The 18,463-nt window shown below is 42.8% G+C and carries 10 protein-coding genes and 6 tRNA genes; 13 read left to right on the top strand and 3 right to left on the bottom strand.

All coding sequences use genetic code 11. The features are described from left to right. On the top strand, positions 1–438 hold a 438-nt coding region (locus HGG78_RS17400; protein WP_254068248.1), incomplete at its 5' end, for a sigma-70 family RNA polymerase sigma factor. Between the two features lie 82 nt (positions 439–520). Here the strand turns inward: HGG78_RS17400 and mutS are convergent. The 3 genes from mutS to HGG78_RS17415 all read right to left on the bottom strand — a co-directional run bounded on the left by mutS (position 521) and on the right by HGG78_RS17415 (position 9,806). Then, positions 521–3,106, bottom strand: a complete 2,586-nt coding sequence (gene mutS, locus HGG78_RS17405; protein ID WP_172533636.1) for a DNA mismatch repair protein MutS — start codon at positions 3,104–3,106, stop codon at positions 521–523. A 425-nt stretch (positions 3,107–3,531) separates the two neighbouring features. Further along, complete coding sequence (locus HGG78_RS17410; protein ID WP_172533637.1) at positions 3,532–6,873, bottom strand: Ig-like domain-containing protein; 3,342 nt, start codon at positions 6,871–6,873, stop codon at positions 3,532–3,534. A gap of 92 nt (positions 6,874–6,965) precedes the next feature. Beyond that, a complete protein-coding gene (locus HGG78_RS17415; RefSeq protein WP_172533638.1) occupies positions 6,966–9,806 on the bottom strand; it encodes an Ig-like domain-containing protein in 2,841 nt (946 codons plus the stop codon). Between the two features lie 849 nt (positions 9,807–10,655). Between HGG78_RS17415 and pncC the strand changes: the two genes are divergently transcribed. The 12 genes from pncC (at position 10,656) to HGG78_RS17475 (ending at position 18,463) form a co-directional block, all read left to right on the top strand. Then, entirely contained in the window at positions 10,656–11,138 is a 483-nt protein-coding gene (pncC, locus tag HGG78_RS17420) for a nicotinamide-nucleotide amidase (protein ID WP_053311360.1), read from the top strand. A gap of 150 nt (positions 11,139–11,288) precedes the next feature. After that, on the top strand, positions 11,289–12,335 hold the full coding sequence (gene recA, locus HGG78_RS17425) for a recombinase RecA (protein WP_053311359.1): 1,047 nt from the start codon (positions 11,289–11,291) through the stop codon (positions 12,333–12,335). Between the two features lie 67 nt (positions 12,336–12,402). Beyond that, complete coding sequence (gene recX, locus HGG78_RS17430; protein ID WP_053311358.1) at positions 12,403–12,867, top strand: recombination regulator RecX; 465 nt, start codon at positions 12,403–12,405, stop codon at positions 12,865–12,867. A 222-nt stretch (positions 12,868–13,089) separates the two neighbouring features. Further along, positions 13,090–15,672, top strand: a complete 2,583-nt coding sequence (gene alaS / locus HGG78_RS17435; RefSeq protein WP_172533640.1) for an alanine--tRNA ligase — start codon at positions 13,090–13,092, stop codon at positions 15,670–15,672. 205 nt (positions 15,673–15,877) lie between these two features. Continuing rightward, the gene (locus HGG78_RS17440) at positions 15,878–17,065 is read left to right on the top strand and encodes an aspartate kinase (RefSeq protein WP_172533641.1); all 1,188 of its coding nucleotides are present in this window, start codon (positions 15,878–15,880) and stop codon (positions 17,063–17,065) included. A gap of 91 nt (positions 17,066–17,156) precedes the next feature. After that, positions 17,157–17,354 (top strand): carbon storage regulator CsrA, encoded by a 198-nt coding sequence (gene csrA, locus HGG78_RS17445; protein ID WP_009847619.1) that lies wholly within the window; start codon positions 17,157–17,159, stop codon positions 17,352–17,354. A gap of 346 nt (positions 17,355–17,700) precedes the next feature. Next, a tRNA-Ser gene (locus HGG78_RS17450) sits at positions 17,701–17,793 on the top strand. 41 nt (positions 17,794–17,834) lie between these two features. Further along, positions 17,835–17,911, top strand: a tRNA-Arg gene (locus tag HGG78_RS17455). Between the two features lie 31 nt (positions 17,912–17,942). Further along, positions 17,943–18,035, top strand: a tRNA-Ser gene (locus tag HGG78_RS17460). 67 nt (positions 18,036–18,102) lie between these two features. Beyond that, positions 18,103–18,179: transfer RNA gene (locus HGG78_RS17465), tRNA-Arg, on the top strand. 65 nt (positions 18,180–18,244) lie between these two features. Beyond that, a tRNA-Arg gene (locus HGG78_RS17470) sits at positions 18,245–18,321 on the top strand. 65 nt (positions 18,322–18,386) lie between these two features. Further along, a tRNA-Arg gene (locus HGG78_RS17475) sits at positions 18,387–18,463 on the top strand.

An 18,463-nucleotide genomic window follows, 5' to 3' on the forward strand; every position in this document is an offset into this window, starting at 1 on the left:
GGGACGCAATACATTAACGCCTTATCGTACGTTTTCGTTCCATTGGACTTCACAGAGAATAATATGATTAATATCAGTCTGTTAACCCCCTTAGCGTTGTTTTCTGTACCGTTGGACTTCAAACCCCATAAGGCACTATTGGATATCATTCCAGATGCAAACAATTCTGATCCTGAAATCTCTACGCAAGATGATGATATTCGAAACTCATTGATTAATTGGCTCAATGAGCTCAATCCAAAACAAAAAGAAGTATTGGCACGTCGTTTTGGTCTATTAGGTTATGAGCCATCAACATTGGAAGAAGTGGGCCGCGAGATTAACCTAACGCGTGAACGGGTTCGCCAAATTCAAGTGGAAGGATTACGTCGTTTAAGAGAGATCCTCGTTAAACAAGGTCTCAACATGGAATCGTTGTTTAACATTGAAAATGATTAGTGGTTACTAACAAAAACAGATAAGGGCACGGTGTTGAAACCGTCCCTTTTTTGTTTGTTACGTCGATTTTAGCTTGATACTTCTATAGCAGTTTCTTTAAGCGATATAGTTCTTCCAATGCTTGGCGAGGCGTTAGATCATCGGGAATGATGTTAGCTAATGCTTGCTCCACCTCACTTGGTTCCGGAATTAAGCTCAGTTGATTTGCGATATCAACCGTTGCACTTTTCGTCGTGAGCGATTGTTGACTCATTAATTCTAGTTGTGACAATTTTGCGCGCGCATTTTTTATAACGGTTTTCGGTACACCTGCCAAGCCAGCAACAGCCAGTCCGTAAGATTTACTTGCCGCACCTTCTTGGACAGCATGCATAAAAGCAATACTTTCACCATGTTCGACAGCATCCAAGTGGACGTTGGCTAAATGAGGCAGTTGGTTAGGCAACTCGGTTAATTCAAAGTAGTGAGTGGCAAACAATGTGAGGGCACCAATTTTAGTCGCTAACCATTCCGCACTGGCCCAGGCTAAAGATAAACCATCATAAGTGCTCGTACCGCGGCCAATTTCATCCATCAATACTAAGCTGTTTGCTGTCGCATTGTGCAATATATTGGCCGTTTCTGTCATTTCCACCATGAATGTAGAACGACCAGAAGCCAGATCATCCGAGGCTCCAATACGGGTAAAAATACGATCAATCGAGCCAATTTTTGCCGATTCGGCGGGAACATAAGAACCAATATGTGCTAACAAGGTGATTAACGCCGTTTGACGCATATAAGTTGATTTACCGCCCATGTTAGGGCCGGTAATGATCAACATTTTACGTTGTGGGGTTAGCTCGATAGGATTAGCAATAAATGGGTCACTCATTACTTGCTCTACAACCGGGTGACGACCCGCTTGAATATGTATGGCGGGCTCATTACTTAATGTTGGGCGGCAGTAGTCTAAACTGTCAGCACGCTCTGCCAGGTTTTGCAGTACATCGATTTGAGATAACGATGACGCCAAGTTTTGCATTTGCTCAAGGTGAGGTAGCAATAAATCGAACAGCTCTTCCCAAAGTTGTTTTTCTACTGCTAATGCTTTTGATTTGGAATTGAGCACCTTATCTTCATGAGCTTTTAACTCAGGGATAATATAGCGTTCTGCATTTTTTAACGTTTGGCGGCGTATATAATGAGGAGGTACAAGGTGGCTTTGGCCTCGGCTCACTTGAATATAGAAACCGTGGACAGCGTTGTATCCGACTTTCAGCGTATCAATACCGTGGCGTTCACGCTCTTCCGCTTCCATTTTTTCAAGATATTCAGTCGCACCATTGGCTAAGTTGCGCCATTCGTCGAGTTCTGCGCTATAGCCATCGGCAATAACGCCACCGTCACGGATCACAACCGGCGGATTTTCTTTAATCGCTTTTTCAAGTAATTCACATAGCTCACCCAGCGGTTGAGCATATTGAGTGAGCTTCACTAAATAAGGTTGCGATAAATTTTGTAGCACCTCGTGGAGTTCTGGCAGTTGCTGCATTGCATGACGAAGGCGAGCCATATCTCGTGGGCGTGCTGAACGAAGAGCAAGTCGCGCCAAAATACGTTCAATGTCGCCAATTTGTTTGAGCACGGGGTGCAAATCAGTAAATAGTGTCTGTTGTTTGATTTCCCCAATTGCATCAAGCCGTTGGTTTAGCGTGTCCGTACAGCGCATTGGTTGATGTAACCAACGTTTTAGCATACGACTGCCCATCGGCGTTGCACAATGATCGAGTACTTCGGACAGTGTATTGTCAAAACCACCAGCAAGGTTTTGGGTTATTTCCAAATTACGGCGCGTTGCTGCATCCAAGATCACTGAGTGATCTTGGCGATCAAAGGTTAATGAGCGAATATGTGGTAGTGCGGTTCGCTGAGTATCTTTTACGTATTGGATCAAACAACCTGCAGCGCATAACCCAAGCTGGGCATGCTCAACCCCAAAACCAATTAGATCTCGTGTTGCAAATTGTTGATTAAGTTGCTGCTTTGCGGTTTCTAGCTCAAATTCCCACACTGGTCGGCGGCGGTTACCTTTGCGGTTTGCCATCAGTGATACTGGCTCAAAATCTTCCGGAAATAATAATTCACGAGGCGCAGTGCGTTGTAGTTCCGCCATCATCGCTTCATCGGTTTCTGGTTCGGTTAATTGAAAACGACCAGAGGTGATATCTAATGTCGCGTAACCAAATTTTCCATTTTGATGATAGATAGCTGCAATTAGGTTATCCACTCGTTCTGACAGTAGTGCTTCATCAGTCACTGTGCCGGGTGTCACGATGCGTACTACTTTACGTTCAACCGGCCCTTTACTGGTTGCCGGGTCACCAATTTGTTCACAAATAGCGACTGATTCACCCTGTTGTACTAATTTTGCCAAGTAACCTTCTACTGCGTGATAAGGGACACCAGCCATTGGGATCGGTTCACCGGCAGAAGCTCCTCGCTTAGTGAGTGAAATATCTAATAGTTGAGAAGCACGTTTCGCATCATCGTAAAAAAGCTCGTAGAAATCGCCCATTCGATAGAACAACAAAATATCTGGGTTTTCGGCTTTTAAACGAAGATATTGTTGCATCATCGGTGTATGTGAGCTTTTCAACTCTTGATTTTTATTCGGCTTTTCTTTCATTTTTTAGATTCAATCGGTTACGAGATGGAGATATCTCTAAAATCCCATGCTATGCGGGAGAATTCCAGCATAAAACAGTAAAAGGGCTGTAAAATTAATTGGTAGGAAGAATAGCAAACCTATTACAGATAGAGCAATTGAGATGCGGGTATGAGGATACGTTTTGCTCTTTTCGAGCGCGAATCAAAGCGTTAATGTTGTTTATTATATTAATAATCACTAGGGCGTGTCGAAGCTTCGTACTGTTGCCCATGAGTTTTAAGCATTGGGAGAGTGCAAGGCTTGATGTCATTGAGCACTTCAATGTCAGTTGCTCGATGGCTTGATATGAAATTCTTGAGTTTGTGAAACAGATCTTGATACGAAATCAAACTTAATGAATAAAGCCACCAACCATAAAAATGGCTGGTGGCTTTTAGTTGCTCTTACTGTGGGTTCAAGCCAAGAAGTGTTAATACTTTATTGAAGTTATCACGACGTTCTTCAACGTTGTGCACATCACCAGTATCACAGGTTAAATCAGGACATCCTCGGTTAACGATACCTGATACGTCATCAATGAATTGAGTTCCCTTCATACCACCATCAACATACTTTTTAAGTTCGTTATGGTAGTTCCAACCTGGATACAAGCCGCTTTCATCAGGATAAGCTTGTACCGATGTTACCCAGTAAAATAGACCTGCAATCCACTTAATTTCTTTATTTTTTTCTGAACTACAGATAAGTCCAGGGTTAGAACAGAAATCAAGTTCAGCATATAGAGGGTTCGTTGGTGGAGCCTCGACTGTTAGCCCATCAATGGTTTGACCAATCGTGCTTGGATCTACATGAGATCTACCCAGGTAGTGGTTCAGAGTACCAAAGTTCTGACGACCTGTGGTTTGAATAACACCACGGCCCCACCAGCCACAGCCTTGAACGCTTTCTTGGCTGCTGCCATCCCAAAGGAATGTACCGGCTTTTTGGCCTACGTAAACTTTACACTCATCACGTTCCCATACTTGCTTAGAAGTATCGACCGTTTCTGGCACTTCATTACAGTGACCATTGTTAGTCCAACGACCAGCAAAACCATTAACAAGCAAGCCACGCTCTTCTAGCACAGCATCAGGTGCTGCGAACACTGGAGCTGGCGCGCCATACCACTGTGCATGAGTTAGAGCGCTTACTTCCATCTTATCGTTACGAGGACAAGAATAAGCATGGTCTAAACCAGAAATAGGGTTGACACCGTAATCGGCATAACGCTGACCAAGCTGACCACAACTTGCTGCCATAGGGTAATCCGTAGGTGCGCCCCATCTTGATTCTGACCAGTTGTTTTCATCACAGGCATTGTAGCGAATCGTTTCTTGCATACTTTGTGCTAAGAATGCAGCGATCGCGACTTTCGCATACTTGATGTTGGTCTCTTCATCTGCATTTTCATCAATCAGCCAGAATTTATTTCCAGCGACACCAATGTTATGCATTGCACTTAGACCATCAAGGAAGTCTTGCCATTTGTATACTGTTGATGGAATCCACTGTGATTGTGGTGTTTCAAACAAGAAGGCTTGATTATTCATCACATCTTCAGCTGCGATGAGTTGTCTGTTCAACTCTTCGATAGCGGTTAGTGGCCCCTCATGAGAGCCATCACCAGCGTAATAAAGTGGAACTTGAGCTCCTTGGTACTCTTCGATCTTGCTTGTTAGCTCAGAACTGTTTTGGTCAAACTTGATAGCAAATACGTTACTAAAGGCCGCTTTACGTAGTTGACGTTCTGCTGTTGTTTTACCCATAAAGTACTGCGCAGCTTGAGCTGTTGGGATATCAGCTAACATAACTGGAGTTTTAACGTAGTCACTCACTTGCTTAACGTATTCAAGAGCGTTGTGCCATTGCTCACCATCTAGAGCTGGAGTTTCACTCGATTTAGTGTAAACAAGGAAATCCGCTTTATAGCTTGATTCTAGATCGTAAAGCTTAAAGTCATTTAGCATATCTGCAGAGTATTGAGATGCAGAATCCCAAACAGACTGACGACCAGAATGTTTGTTATAAGCGAAGTCACCGATACTCACTGTCCAACCGAATGTTGCTTGTGGTGCAACCGTTGAGATCACCAAGTTATAGGCTTGAGCCCAACCTTTTGCGTCATTGGTCAGAGTATTCACTTCATCGATGTCAATATTCGCGCCAGTGATATCAATCGCTTGAACCAAAGCTTGTTTTACTGCAACGGAGCCTAAGCCTTGTCCTTTGTCCATTGTGGCTTTATCAAGCACATCACCTTTGATAATAATGGATGATGTTGCTGCATTTTTACTTGCTTCAATCAATGCAACGAAGCTGCTGGTTAATTTAGCCAGATCGGCAATCTCATCACTATTTACCGTATCAATAACGATTGAGCTAGGTGCTGCTGTTGATGGGCTTGCTACAACCAAATGATTCGGCCAACCAGCGACTTCCAATCGAACCGGATCTAATGGATTCGGTAGCGAAAGAAGAGGGGCTGTCCCTGGTGGTGTGCCATCACAGTTCACATGGTGGTTCCATGAACCATCGCTACCTGGTGTAGATTGAGTCCAGTAGATTGCCTCATAAGCGATATTGTTGTGCACCATAATGTCGCCATTCGATGCATGATCTCCACGTGTCCAGTCTGGGTAAACGTTAAAGTCATCACACAATTCGCCCGTTGGTGGTGGCGGTGGTGGCGGTGTGATTTCTTCCTCGTTAATCGTAATTTGAATCGACGCACGAGCAGCTAGATCACTGTCATCAATAGCGATGGTTTCAAGCGTAACATTGCCTGGAGTGGTCGCATTCCAGTTACACGCAAACTCGGTCTCAGTTCTAGCATCAAACTCACAGATTTGTTGATTGTTTGCTTTTACTACAACTGACACTAAGTTTTCATCTTTGTCTGTAGCTTGTACTGCAATTGCTACAGTTGCTGGTACATCAAACGTTGAGCCGTTATTTGGGCTAATAAAGCGTACTTCTGGAGCTGATGGTAATTCTTCTTCCTCGAAGACATTAACGTTAACTGATTGTTGTTCAATCAATTGATTATCAGCAGCATATACATAAACAGATATTGCAGCGCTACCAACCTCAGTTGGTGTCCATGATTGAGAATAAAGTTCTTTGCTTTTCTCAACGTTCTGTTCACCAAACTTGCCGTTGTTGACCCAAAATTCTACTTTTTCAGCACCGCCCCCTACAATGCGAGTTGTGATGCTTGTGTTTTGATTCAATTCAAGTGAATCATTGTTATTAGGAGAAACAATAGAGAACTCTAATTGAGGTGGATCGATAGGAGGATCAATTGGACCATTCCCGTCGTCTGGACAATCGACTAAATCCCAAAACCAAGAGCTAGCGGATGGAGTTTCCCAAGTGCCAGGACTGTTTTTAGCGATAAAGCACTCACCATTATAGGAAACCATATCACCATTATTTACTTGGGTTTGACCTGGAATAAATGGCGTGACGTCACCTGGACCTGGTCCTGGGCCCGGCTCTGGACCAGGATCTGGTGTTGGATCGGTGTCACCAATGAGTTTCCATGGTGAATCCCAATCATTAGCATAGTCATCTGTCGGACTTTGGCCTGGGTTTGCCCACCATTTAGCTTCATACAATTTATCGTTTAAACTGACCTGAGAGCCACCAGAATATGACTTACTGCTGTCATAAGGTTCAGCAGCGTACAAATAGCCGCTAAATAGCACGCCAGCTAATACAGCGGCTAATTTACTTTTCTTAAGCATATTGTTATTCCCTTAATTACTATGAATACGTCTTATCGACGAAATTTAGTTGATAAGAGGTGCTGCGTTTAAACAGCACCTTCTGCGATTGTTTAGTTGTGAGAAATCATCTCGTTGAAGTATTCAACTTGCTCTTGCATAGAAAGGCTTTCAGTATTTGAGCCTAATGTCCAAATAAAGAAACCGCCGTATCCTTGAGCTTTTTGCCATTTTGCTCGCTCAATATTATTTTCACGAGTTTCAACAAATTGGCCAGCTGGGCCCCATTGTTTATTGATTGTTGCACCTAGCACGATTTTTGATGGGTCACCAACGTGTTTGGCATAGTTCGCCATGGCAACGTCGTATTTGAAGTTTTGACCCGCGTCGTATGCCATTACATTGAAGAAATCAACGCTATCTTTAGTGTTCTGAATAAGCGAGATAACCTCCCCATGATGGCTTGAGCGATCCGGTTCAATAAATGAACAGTTTTCGTATACATTTGGGTTTTCACACTCAACAGGGTCCGCACCTACGTGGTAAGTCGTCAACGAGATAATCTTACTCATGCCAACTTTGGCACGAATCAAATCAATCAACGCTTCTAAGTTGCGGTTCTCTTGTTCAGTGAGGCGTGCGGCTTTTTCGTAGTCGAAATCGATACCATCAATGCTGACATAACCGGCAAGTTGATACTTGCTGTAATCACATTCGCCAGACCAGTCGGTCGCAAGACATTCACCAACCATTTCTTCTGGTTTGAGGTTCTTCTTGTACACTGGATAAGGCTTGTTCATCATTTCAACAAGGCCATTTGCAATCGCTTCGCGTGCCGCTGGAGAGGCCATGTGAGCCCACATGCCTTCATGCGTTTGCCCGCCAAATGCAACCATCATGGTTTTATTTGGATAACTATGTTTCAGCTCTGTCCATGACTGGTAGCCAGGAGCCATCCAAGAGTCGTTGTAAGACGGTTCAATCATTCCATCCGTTACTTGGATGTTACCGTTAGAGTCCCACTGACCAAAAGACAAGAAGTAAGCGTCACCTTGAGAGTTTTGAAGTTCTTCAATATTTGTCAGGCCCCAAGACGTCAAGTAAGTAATTGAACGATCTGGGTTATCACGTAAACCTGTTTCTGGTTTCGCTTCCTGTACTTCAATCGTCGATACTGGGCTCGCTAGTGTGTCACCTTCAGTATTGATGGCAATAGCCTCAATGGTGTGAGTCCCTTCTTGTGCACCAATCCACTCATATTCGTATGGTGCTTTATTCAGAGTGACTAGCTCTGTTCCATTGACTTTGAAGGTCACTGATTTAATAGAGCCAACGAAGCTTTCTGCGTCAGCGGCAAGTTTAATGCTACGTCCCTGCGTGAATTTTGAACCATCCAATGGAGAGGTAAGACCGACAACAAGATCTCTATCGGTAATCGCTAGTGTAATTGGTGCTGTTGCCGCTGATGCACCTTTGTCATCATAAGCTGCAGTGACTAATTCATAAGTGCCTTCTGCCTGACCTGGAACTGTCAGTTTGTACTGATTGCCTGATGTTGGTTGCGTAGCGGTTGCTACAACCATACCGTTAAGCAGCGCTTCTACTTTTACGACTTCGCCATCTTCATCAGTCGCATTGACAATCACGTCAAAAGATTTATTAGGAGATAGGCGCTCACCGTGAGATGGACTCTCTAAACCAATTTCAGGTACCGCGTTTGGATCACATTGCCCTTCTGATTGCCAAGCATCTTTCCAAGCATCAGGGTAGCTAGGATGCCCAGTTCCTGGTGCCCATATTGGGTCACCACACCAGCCAAATACTGTACATGAAAAGACTTCACCAACATTCGAAACGCGATCGCCAACTTGGTAGCTGACTCCGTCTTGATATGGTGCGACATCACCACAGCTGTTGCTCGATTCGGTAACGGTAATTTGTACACTTGTCGTGTTTGATAAGTTCTGCTCATCAGTAGCGATGGCGCTAAGTGTGACACTGCCCGCTTGTGAAGGCTGCCAATCACAATCAAATTGATCGACTTGCTTAGCATCAAATTCACAAATTGGAGCGTTATTGGCTTTGATGACCACGGAGGTCAAGTCATCATCAGAATCGAAGGTATCAACAGAGATCGATACCGTTTCTGTTTTGTTAAAAGTCGCGCCATTTTCTGGGGTAATGAAGCGAACTTCTGGTGCTGAGAAATCGTGATCAGATTCAACTTCAACCGTGACAGATTGCTGTTTGAGTTGTTGGTTTTGCTCATCAAACACCAGCACATCGATGATGGTTAAACCCAGTTCACTCGGTGTCCAAGATTGCGAGTAATCTGTTGTGTCTTGCTCGATATTCTGCTCGGCAAGTTTACTGCCAGCGACCCAAAACTCGACTGTAGACGCGCTCTCACCTTCAACAGAAATCGTAATGTCGGTCGCTTCATTGGATACCAATCTCTGTCCATCAATAGGAGCAAGAATTGACAATTCTAATTCTGGTGCTGGCGGTTGTTCACCACCTGAACCATTAAATTTGATTGAGTTTTCAAACGATTTGAAATCAGGAAGTTGGCTATTAAGTCCAAAGGAAAGAGCAAATGATGCACCACTAGGGAGTGTATTTTTAACCCATGCACCGCTATCAAATTTATAGGTGATAGTGTGATAAACACCTTCAGCAGTGAATTCATGCTCAATACTCCAGCTCGGGTATGATAGTGCTGAAGATGAGAAATTAACATCATTTATAGCATTCGGTAACAAAAATTCTACCGTAGACTCCGTCATATCAATGTCTTGATTGGAAGTGTTCTTAATTTCAACGCTATAAGTGCTCCACCATTGGCTTTCATTTGCTGAAACATCAATATTCACATTTTCAGCTACAGCCGCGGCAATAGGGCTTAAACTAAACCCAGCAATAAGAAGCATTGCTGCCCCTAATGTTTTTTTCATGGTATATCCTTTTAAATTAACCTTGTTTAGGTTGTGTTGACTGTTATAGGTAATGATATTTTTATTATTGGTATTTTTAATGTTTATTATGTTTACTCATTATTTTGGTTAATGATTATTGAGCAAAGAGCTGTTTATTAAACTATTTTCTTAATTCGAACGCTTAATTTATTAATATGGATTTTATTGGTTTTAATTATATAGTCAGCTTTAATGGGTGGTGTTTGCTCTTTTTTTATGAATTTTTATTCATTCACTCTTGTGTTGTTCGGTTGCTTTTTGCAATAAGCTCATAATTATGATGGATAAAAACATCAAGGTGCAAGTGAGATAATTCTTACCAAAGAATGCTGTTAATTTCTTTATGAATCATTATGCATTTTGTTTGTTTGAGAAAGGTTGAAGTGTGGCGATGTTTTAAATTGTGAGGTCTTGCCAGAAAAAAATATCAAAACGTATCTTGATAATAAAAATATTAATGTTTTTTTAATTAAATATCACTTGTGCTACGTTATTATTGTGTTCCTTTTTTGTTAAAAATAATTACATCTAGCTCGTTGGGTTTTAAGTGACTTAATTTTTTGAAATATTTTGTTACTATTTGCCAACTATATGTTTTTATAAATTGAACTAAATAAGAAATTTTTAATGAAATTATTATTTGATGAAGTTATCCACAATATCCCAATTAAAAATTATTGCGAATCAAGTTGAGTATCGATGTATTTGCGAATCAAAACATTATTGTCATGGTGAATGAATTGTGTGGTTACCACTTTTGTTTATTAAGATAGCGGCATAGGATAGAAGTACTCTATTTCTATTAAAAAGGCGTAGCGGGGATTAAGCATGGAATCACAGCAGCAACTGAGTCAAGATGTCGGTCAACTTTTATTCGCACATAAACTGGTATTAGCGACAGCTGAATCATGTACTGGTGGTGGGGTAGCAACTGCTATCACCGATATAGCGGGTAGTTCAGCATGGTTTGACAGAGCTTTTGTTACCTACAGTAATGAAGCTAAAATTGAGATGGTAGGAGTTAGTCCTGTCACTTTAGAAAAATATGGCGCGGTGAGTGAACCTATCGTTATTGAAATGGTTCATGGGGCTCTGAAACACTCGCGTGCAACCATCGGGGTTTCTATCAGTGGTATTGCAGGACCAAGCGGTGGCAGTGATGAAAAACCTGTAGGTACAGTATGCTTTGCTTGGGCGGATAAGCAAGGTTGGCTAAAAGTCGAAACTCAACATTTTATTGGTGATAGAACAGCAGTACGAACTCAAGCGATTGATCATGCATTGCAAGCGTTACATGATCACCTAGTGTGATCATGTGTGAGAAATGTTCGTTGATTGAGAAAAAATATCACACAGCTATAGACACTGTATGAATCAACAGTATAATTAATCCCAATTGACGACGTAAGAGTCGATAAAAAATAACGCACCGCAACCAAGAGCGAAAGTTTGGAGAAAGTAATGGACGAAAATAAACAGAAGGCGTTGGCCGCAGCATTGGGTCAAATTGAAAAGCAATTCGGTAAAGGTTCGATCATGCGCCTAGGTGATAACCGTACGATGGATGTTGAAACCATCTCTACTGGTTCACTTTCTCTGGATATTGCATTGGGTGCTGGTGGCTTACCAATGGGGCGTATTGTTGAAGTCTATGGCCCGGAATCGTCAGGTAAAACAACGCTGACATTAGAACTGATTGCTGCAGCTCAACGTGTGGGAAAAACATGTGCCTTTATCGATGCTGAGCACGCTCTTGATCCAATCTACGCTAAAAAGCTTGGTGTCGATATTGATGCTCTGCTTGTTTCTCAGCCTGATACTGGCGAGCAAGCATTAGAAATTTGTGATGCATTGGCTCGTTCCGGTGCGATTGACGTGATTGTTGTCGACTCGGTCGCAGCATTAACACCTAAAGCTGAAATTGAAGGCGAGATGGGCGATAGCCATATGGGTCTTCAAGCTCGTATGCTTTCGCAAGCAATGCGCAAGCTTACGGGTAATCTCAAGCAGTCAAACTGTATGTGTATCTTCATTAACCAAATTCGTATGAAGATTGGTGTCATGTTTGGTAACCCAGAAACGACAACTGGTGGTAATGCGCTTAAATTCTATGCATCTGTACGTTTAGATATTCGTCGTACCGGCTCTATCAAAGAGGGCGATGAAGTGGTTGGTAACGAAACGCGCATTAAAGTTGTGAAGAACAAAATTGCAGCGCCATTTAAACAAGCTGAGACCCAGATCCTATATGGACAAGGCTTTAACCGCGAAGGTGAGCTGGTTGATCTTGGTGTTAAGAACAAGTTGGTAGAAAAAGCAGGTGCTTGGTATAGCTACAATGGCGATAAAATTGGCCAAGGTAAGGCTAACGCTTGTAAGTATCTACGTGAGAATCCAACAGCTGCAGCTGCGATAGATGCTAAGCTTCGTGAAATGCTGCTTAGTCCAACAGAGCTTGTAGCGGAAGACGCTGAGATCGCTGAGTTGCCGAAAGAAGAAGAATTTTAACCATCACTAAATGTGAATTAAGCCCTGCATGCAGGGCTTTTTTTATCTGCGCTGTTTAAGGATTACTATGTATCCATCAAACTCGAAACTCACATCGTCCTGCAAAGAAAGTGCACTACAACTGCTGAGCAGACGTGATCATGGTGAATATGAGTTGTACCAGAAACTACTCTTAAAAGGCTTTGAGATAGAAAAAGTTGATGAGGCAATGACTTATTGTCGAGAGCATCAATACTTAGATGATTTACGATACGCGAAAAGTCAGGTCAGACAGCATGTAGCTAAAGGCCATGGTGAAAGACGAATTTGCCAAGAATTAAACCAAAAGCGTGTCAGTAGCGAAATTGTTGAACAAGCGTTAGAGCAAGAACCTCAAGATTGGTTTGAATTGGCAAAAGCAGCTGCTGAAAAAAAATTCAGAGAACCTGCGGCAAAAGGCTCAAAAGAATATGCAAAACAAGTTCGGTTTTTGCAATATCGAGGTTTTAGCTTTGAACATATAAGCTACGCGCTGTCAGAATTAGAAATGTAACCCCCTCATTTTTAATAGCGTCTTGAGGTTAACTATCAATCTATCGGATATCCCCAAGTAACTTGAGGTTACTTGGGGATATTTATCTTTCCGCTTCGCTAACTAGTGCTATAGATTGGTTGTTTATGGTCTCTTGCCTTTTCCATAAGAAAACTAGTCGAATACTTGTCCATGCTTTACAATAACGCAAAATTCTAACTTGAGTATTTCAGGAAGAGCTGCATGTTTATGAGCACTGATGAGGTTCGCCGCGCGTTTCTCTCGTTCTTTGAAAATAAAGGACACCAAATTGTTGATAGTTCATCATTAGTACCGACTAATGATCCAACTCTGTTATTCACAAATGCAGGGATGAACCAATTTAAAGATTGTTTTCTAGGTTTAGAAAAACGTGCCTATACGCGTGCCACAACTGCACAGCGTTGCGTGCGAGCCGGTGGTAAACATAACGATTTAGAAAACGTTGGTTTTACTGCTCGTCACCATACATTCTTTGAAATGTTGGGTAACTTCAGCTTTGGTGATTATTTCAAAGATGATGCGATTGCATACGCGTGGGAGTTTTTGACTGAAACACTAAAATTGCCAGCCGAGCGTCTACTTGTCACCGTATATGAAACCGATGATGAAGCCTTTGATATTTGGAATAAGAAAGTAGGTGTACCTGCTGAGCGTATCATTCGTATCGGCGACAAAAAGGGTGGTAAAGCTTACGAGTCAGATAACTTCTGGCAAATGGGTGACACAGGTCCTTGTGGTCCTTGTACTGAAATTTTTTACGATCATGGTGATCATATCTGGGGCGGTCCTCCGGGGTCTCCTGAAGAAGACGGTGATCGTTTTATCGAGATTTGGAACAACGTATTCATGCAATTCAACCGTCATGCTGATGGCACGATGGAACCTTTGCCTAAACCGTCAGTGGATACCGGAATGGGGATTGAGCGTATTTCTGCCATCATGCAGGGCGTTCATTCAAACTATGAAATCGATGTATTCCAAACTCTGATTAAAGCTGCCGCGGAAGTAACTGGTTATGAGGATCTTTCTAACCAATCTTTGCGCGTTGTTGCTGATCATATTCGTTCGTGTGCTTTTTTGATTGTTGATGGTGTTATGCCATCCAATGAAGGCCGTGGATATGTGCTTCGTCGTATAATTCGCCGTGCTGTCCGTCATGGAAATAAACTGGGTGCCCAAGGTGCATTTTTCCACAAACTGGTGGGGCCTTTAGCTGAAGTGATGGGAACCGCTGGTGAAGAGCTTAAGAAGCAGCAAGCGCTCGTTGAAAAAGTATTGCGTATTGAAGAAGAAAACTTTGGTCGCACGCTTGAGCGTGGTATGGCGATTCTAAACGATGCTCTGGATAGTTTAGATGGCAAAGTTCTCGACGGTGAAACTGTATTCAAACTATATGATACCTACGGTTTCCCTGCTGATTTAACTAATGATGTTGCACGTGAGCGTGGTCTGTCTATTGATGAAGAAGGCTTTGAAAAAGCGATGGACGCACAGCGCCAACGTGCACGAGAAGCTGGTCAATTCGGCACCGATTACAACACATTAATTAAAGTCGATACGCATACTGATTTTTGTGGTTACAGCTCAACAAAAGGTGAAAGCCACGTTGAAGCTATTTTTGTTGAAGGTACGCAAGTTGACTCACTTTCTGCCGGAGATAAAGCAATTATCGTATTGGCTGAAACGCCGTTTTATGCCGAATCTGGTGGTCAGTGTGGCGATGCCGGTGTTATCAAAACGGATTCCGGTCTGTTTAAAGTTGAAGATACACAAAAATTAGGTAGTGCTATTGCTCACCACGGTGAATTAGTGGAAGGCGTGTTGGCAAGCGGTGATAGCGTAGAAGCGTTAGTCGATGAAAAACGCCGTGCAGCCATTTCACTGAACCACTCAGCCACTCACTTATTACATGCTGCGCTTCGACAAGTATTGGGTTCACATGTAGCACAGAAAGGGTCGTTGGTTAAAGCTGAAAACTTGCGTTTCGACTTTTCACACCTAGAAGCGGTAACACCAGCTGAACTAAAAGAAGTTGAACGCCTGGTGAATGCTCAAATTCGACGTAACCATACGATTGAAACTAACATCATGGATATTGAATCAGCGAAAGAAAAAGGCGCAATGGCACTTTTCGGTGAGAAATATGATGATGAAGTACGCGTGTTGTCGATGGGTGAATTCTCAACTGAGCTTTGCGGTGGTATTCACGCCAATAGCACTGGTGATATCGGCCTATTTAAGATTGTTTCAGAAGGTGGTATTGCAGCCGGAATTCGACGTATTGAGGCAGTAACTGGTGAAGGTGCTCTTGATTTACTGGATCATCAGCATGCTCAATATGAAGCGAAAATGGTTGACATGGCACTCAAGGCCAAGTCGCTTGAAAAAGAATTGCAGCAGATGAAAGATAAACTTGCTGCAAAAGAAAGCGCAAATCTCATCAGTAATGTCAAAGAGATTGCTGGAGTGAAAGTTTTAGTTGCTCAACTTGATGGCGCAGACAACAAAGCGTTGCGTGGGATGGTTGATGAACTGAAGAATCAGTTGGGTAGCGGCATCATCATGCTTGGTAACGTAGCAGATGATAAAGTTGGCCTAATTGCTGGTGTGACAAAAGATCTTACCGCTAAAGTGAAGGCTGGCGAGCTAGTTAATATGGTTGCTTTGCAGGTTGGCGGTAAAGGTGGCGGTCGCCCGGATATGGCTCAAGCTGGTGGTAGTGACGCAAAAGCGTTACCTAAAGCACTTGAGTCAGTAGACGTTTGGATCGCTGAGCGCCTATAACCGATGTAATTAATCTCGCTCAATTGATATTTTTTGATTGGGCGTAATTTTATTTGTCTAACCAAGTGGTTTAATTGGCTTAAAATCATACAAAGCCAATTATCTGCTTGGTTTTATTTTTGTAACTACTAAATCGATAGTCAACTGGTTTATTAGCTATTGGTTTGGTCCGAATGAGACTTTGGTCTTGGGAAGGTGAAGATCGGTGAAAAAGCCCCTTATCGTGCAAAAGTTTGGCGGAACCTCGGTAGGTTCAATTGAAAGAATTCATACCGTCGCTGAACACATCATTAAGGCGAAGAATGATGGTAATCAAGTTGTTGTCGTGGTTTCTGCTATGTCTGGAGAGACAAATCGATTACTGGGCCTAGCCCAACAAGTCGACAGTGTACCAACGGCAAGAGAACTTGATGTTTTGCTCTCTGCCGGTGAGCAAGTGTCTATGGCACTTTTAGCAATGACGTTGAATAAATTAGGTCATGCTGCGCGCTCACTAACCGGAGCTCAAGCGAATATTGTGACAGACAATCAGCACAATGACGCAACGATTAAAACTATTGATACTCGAACGATTACTGAGTTACTAGCACAAGAGCAAATTGTTGTCGTTGCCGGTTTTCAGGGTATGAATGAGAATGGGGATATCACCACTTTAGGACGTGGAGGCTCTGATACTAGTGCTGTGACACTGGCAGGAGCTCTCAAAGCCGATGAGTGCCAAATATTTACCGATGTCGATGGAGTTTACACATGTGATCCACGTGTCGTTCCAACGGCTCAGAAGTTAGATATTGTCGATTTTCCATCAATGGAAGAAATGGCGCGTAAGGGTGCAAAAGTATTGCATTTACCTTGTGTTCAATATGCTTGGGAAAATGAAGTACCGCTGCGAGTTCTTTCTACATTTGATTTAAATTCAGGTAGTCTAATTAAAGGGCAGCAGTGTAATAAAGCCGTTTGCGGTATTGCGATACAGCGAGAGATGGCATTAATTACCGTTCAGCCGGAGCACTTTTCAAGTCTAACTAAGCAATGTCAAATGCTGGGTATTGAAGTGTGGAGTGTGATCGAGGAAACAGAATGGACAGGTGTCATTATAAAACAGGATGCCTGCGCTAAATTAGCTCTGGTTTTCGATGAAAAAATCCGTAATAGTGAGCAGGTTAGTTTATTAACCACGGTAGGTTTACTAGCTCAGGATCTGGTTGAACGTTCATGTGAGCTATTGGCAGATCACGGCGTTGAGGTGAGCTATCTTTCAGTAGATAAGCAATCTTTAATGTTGGTTGTAGAGCCACAATATGTAAATAAAGCGGCAAATATTCTGCACGATGCCTATATAACGTCGGACGAACTATTAGACTTTCACCCGAAACAAGCATTTTTAGGGTGATCAGACACCAATGAGAGTTTACGAAAATATAACTTTTGGTGGATAATAGCCTAGTTGCAAGATAATACAGAGATTACTCAAGGAGCAAAGAATGCTAATTTTGACTCGCCGCGTTGGCGAAACACTAATGATCGGTGATGAAGTGACAGTAACGGTACTTGGTGTAAAAGGTAACCAAGTACGCATCGGTGTAAATGCCCCGAAAGAGGTTTCTGTTCACCGTGAAGAAATCTACATGCGCATTCAAGCTGAAAAAGGTAATGGTAACGTTGCACCTGGCAACTACTAATTATCAGATTAAGGCTAGCGAATTTCGTTAGCCTTTTTTATGCACCAAAGTCCTTAATATGGCGAGTAGCAATCGTAGTAAATGATTGGATATCCTAGCTTGTTAAAACACTTGATAACGGTGTTAGATTTTTGATTGTAGAATAACTACTTATCGAAAAAATCTGCCTTGTTCTCAAGCTTTTTTGTACGCTATTTCTGAGCACTTATTTACGTTGATTGATATAAAAAGTTCAAATTCACAGCGCTTTGATTAAATAGCCAACGTTTGACTTGTTTTTTGTTGTTTTTACCAAGAAAATGTTTGACATATTTTTGGTAAAAAGTAATATGTGCCTCCGCAAGACGGTGAGGTGGCCGAGAGGCCGAAGGCGCTCCCCTGCTAAGGGAGTATACGGTTTGTAGCCGTATCGAGGGTTCGAATCCCTCCCTCACCGCCATTCTTGCTTGTTTGGTTTTGCACCCAAATAAAGATCAATGTGCGTCCTTAGCTCAGCTGGATAGAGTACCTGGCTACGAACCAGGCGGTCGGAGGTTCGAATCCTCCAGGACGCGCCATATTCTTTCTTTAGATTGAATGTGAAAATGCGGTGAGGTGGCCGAGAGGCCGAAGGCGCTCCCCTGCTAAGGGAGTATACGGTTTGTAGCCGTATCGAGGGTTCGAATCCCTCCCTCACCGCCATTTATTGACCTTCGGTCAATTTTTTTGTTCCGAAATAAATAATTTGTGATATAGTTCACAAACTTGCGCGTCCTTAGCTCAGCTGGATAGAGTACCTGGCTACGAACCAGGCGGTCGGAGGTTCGAATCCTCCAGGACGCGCCACTTATTAAGGGTCAATGATCCTAACATTGAAGATTATTTATAATTATTCAGTGTTGAAACCTTGCGCGTCCTTAGCTCAGCTGGATAGAGTACCTGGCTACGAACCAGGCGGTCGGAGGTTCGAATCCTCCAGGACGCGCCACTTATTAAGGGTCAATGATCCTAACATTGAAGGTTATTTATAATTGTTCAGTGTTGAAACCTTGCGCGTCCTTAGCTCAGCTGGATAGAGTACCTGGCTACGAACCAGGCGGTCGGAGGTTCGAATCCTCCAGGACGCGCCA

Source organism: Vibrio aestuarianus, assembly GCF_012395185.1.
GTDB lineage: Bacteria > Pseudomonadota > Gammaproteobacteria > Enterobacterales > Vibrionaceae > Vibrio > Vibrio aestuarianus.

What these genes read in the sequence shown, in the direction of transcription:
- mutS (WP_172533636.1), bottom strand. Translation starts at nt 3,106, where the DNA reads ATGAAAGAAAAGCCGAATAAAAATCAAGAGTTGAAAAGCTCACATACA.
- HGG78_RS17410 (WP_172533637.1), bottom strand. Translation starts at nt 6,873, where the DNA reads ATGCTTAAGAAAAGTAAATTAGCCGCTGTATTAGCTGGCGTGCTATTT.
- HGG78_RS17415 (WP_172533638.1), bottom strand. Translation starts at nt 9,806, where the DNA reads ATGAAAAAAACATTAGGGGCAGCAATGCTTCTTATTGCTGGGTTTAGT.
- pncC (WP_053311360.1), top strand. Translation starts at nt 10,656, where the DNA reads ATGGAATCACAGCAGCAACTGAGTCAAGATGTCGGTCAACTTTTATTC.
- recA (WP_053311359.1), top strand. Translation starts at nt 11,289, where the DNA reads ATGGACGAAAATAAACAGAAGGCGTTGGCCGCAGCATTGGGTCAAATT.
- recX (WP_053311358.1), top strand. Translation starts at nt 12,403, where the DNA reads ATGTATCCATCAAACTCGAAACTCACATCGTCCTGCAAAGAAAGTGCA.
- alaS (WP_172533640.1), top strand. Translation starts at nt 13,090, where the DNA reads ATGTTTATGAGCACTGATGAGGTTCGCCGCGCGTTTCTCTCGTTCTTT.
- csrA (WP_009847619.1), top strand. Translation starts at nt 17,157, where the DNA reads ATGCTAATTTTGACTCGCCGCGTTGGCGAAACACTAATGATCGGTGAT.